The organism is Sphingomonas sp. (assembly GCF_035910975.1).
Taxonomy (GTDB): Bacteria; Pseudomonadota; Alphaproteobacteria; order Sphingomonadales; family Sphingomonadaceae; genus Sphingomonas.
The window spans coordinates 1-2,315 of record NZ_JAMHWM010000050.1 but is presented as its reverse complement, the minus strand read 5'-3'; the positions used below and the strand labels follow the sequence as shown (position 1 = coordinate 2,315).

Genomic DNA, 2,315 nt, shown 5'->3' with positions numbered 1-2,315 from the left:
CTGAACGGTGAAGCTGGTGCCCGAACCCTTCAGACCGAGGCCGGCGAAACTGTCGAAGACGATGTTCGCCAGATTGTTCCAGTTGCCGATGATGTAGGCGAAGACGCCGACGAAAAGTGTCTTCTTTACAAGGCGCGCGATGATGTCGTCGTCGGCTCCCCAGGACCAGAAGAGCGCGGCCAGCGTCACGTCGATGACGATAAGGGTTGTGGCGATGAAGGCGACTTCGCCGCCAAGCAGGCCGAAGCCGGAATCAATGTAGCGGGTGAAGGTCCCGAGGAATGTGTCGGGTCGTGTCCGGGAGGTGGTGGAAATTCTCGAACGGCGTTCTCCGAGCATGGCGATTTCTGCCTGATCAGGCGGCCTGGTCAAGGGTTGCTGGCTCGATGGGCTGGGAGAGGGTCTCCCATCCGTCGACCTTGCGCATAGTGATCTGGCCCGAGGCGAGCAGCGCCCAGAGCAGCATGGGCACGGTCTCCGCGCATGGCAGCACGGTCTGCGTCTTGACGCGGCGGCGGAACTCTTCGTTGAGACGCTCGATCGTGTTGGTGGTTCGAGCCGATTTCCATTGCGACGGATCCAGGCGGGTGAAGGCGAACAACCGCTCGCCGGCTTCCTCAAGGCTGTCGGCGACGGCCCGACATTTCAGGCGCCATTTGCGCAGGAATGCCTTGCGGCGGGTCTCAACCTCCGCGGCGGTCTCGGCATAGATCATGTCGCGGTAGTCCTCGGTCAGTTCGTCGTGCATGGCTTTCGGGGCGTGGCCGAGAAGGTTGCGATGCTTGTGCACCGTGCAGCGCTGGATCGGCAGCTCCGCGCCCCACAGGGCGGCGAGCGCGGCCTCGAGCCCGGGCGCGCCGTCCACGATGACGAAGGCGGGGCGCCTCAGCCCACGGGCGTCGAGGTCGTCAAGGAACTGGCGCCAGGCCGAGGTGCTCTCCCCACCCATGTGCCTGATGGACAACAGGATCTTCTGGCCGTCGCGGCGCACGCCGATGGCCGCCAGCACGGAGATGTTCGTGGCCTTCTTGTCCAGCCGCGTACGGATCACCGTGCCGTCGAGGATCAGCCGGACGATGTCCTCCTCGGCGAGGCCGCGGGCCGCCCACGCGTCCCAGTCCACTTTCACCTTGCGCCAAGCTCTGCTGACGACGTCCTTGCCAACGGCCCCCTGGAACAGGCCGAACAGCGCGCGCTTCACCCGTCGCGTGTTGGTCCCGGCGAGGTAGACAGCGGCGATCAGAGCCTCGGCCCGCTTTGTCAGCCGCTGGTAGCGCGGCAGCGCCTTGGACCGCCATTCGGTGGTCCTGCCGCCCTCGCCCTCAATGCGCGCGCGCGGCACGCTGACGATCTCGGCGCCGAAAGTGCCGACGATCTGGCGGTCACGCCGTCCGTGGCGATACCCCTTTCGTACGCCGCCGTCGCGGTCGTAGCGCAGGCGGCCGAGAAATGCGGCCAGTTCCTCGTCGAAAAGTGCCTCGATAGTTGCGCGCACCGTCTCGCGCAGCCGGTCCTCGATCGGATCGCTGCCGGCCTCGCCCAGCAGTAGCGCAGGCATGGCGGTGTCGGTAGTCTTGGTCATGGCGTGATCTCCCTGGCGGTTGGCGCCGCCGGTTGGGTGGGTGTCAGGTCACCCGGAGATTACGCCGCCCTCCAATTTCCACCACTTTCGCGACACGACCTCTCTGACCGCGCCGCCGATGAAAGCGGCTTCATCCTGAGCGCGCTTCTGTCCTTCGCGTTGACCGTGGTGGGCGCGCTGATGGCCTGCGTCGCGATCGTCGTCGCCGGCATCGGCAAGATCGGCCTCGCGATGGCGGTCTCGCTTGCGCCGATCTTTATCGCCTGCCTGCTCTTCAAGGCGACTTCCGATCTCTTCTCGACTTGGTGCAAGTTCACCCTCGGCTTCGCGCTGATCCCGCTCGTCTTGGCAGGCGTCATGGGGGTCATCGTCAATTTGGGCGCCGGAATGATCGACGAGGTGGAGTCCTCCGGTGCGCTCACCGACGCGGCTGGTTTCCTGATCCTGGCGATGGCGGCGATTTTCCTCATGTCGCAGGTGCCGACGATGGTGAACGGTCTCGCCGGGACCGTGGTCGCCACCGCGAGCGGCTTGCGCGAGGCAAGCCAGATGGCGGGCATCGCCACCGGCGTCGGCGGGATCGCGGCGGGCGGGATCCGCGCCGCCACCCCGGCCGCGAAGGTCGCCGCGACCGCGGTGCGCGCCGGCGCGCAGGCCGAGCCGGGCTCGCGCGGGCGCGAAAGCTGGGGCGAGATCATCTCCGCCTATGAGGCGCGCAAGGCCGCGGTCGAAG

The 2,315-nt window shown here is 66.7% G+C and carries 3 protein-coding genes; 1 reads left to right on the top strand and 2 read right to left on the bottom strand.

From position 1 onward, the window contains the following. Positions 1–339 (bottom strand): type IV secretion system protein (locus VYI76_RS16690; RefSeq protein ID WP_326525943.1); only part of this gene is annotated, 339 nt, incomplete at its 3' end. Positions 340–355: 16 nt separating this feature from the next. After that, positions 356–1,582, bottom strand: coding sequence for an IS256 family transposase (locus tag VYI76_RS16685; protein WP_326525942.1), 1,227 nt, complete (start codon positions 1,580–1,582; stop codon positions 356–358). A 159-nt stretch (positions 1,583–1,741) separates the two neighbouring features. On the opposite strand from VYI76_RS16685, the gene VYI76_RS16680 reads away from it, so the two are divergent. Continuing rightward, a partial coding sequence (locus VYI76_RS16680) for a type IV secretion system protein (protein WP_326525941.1) occupies positions 1,742–2,315 on the top strand: 574 nt, incomplete at its 3' end.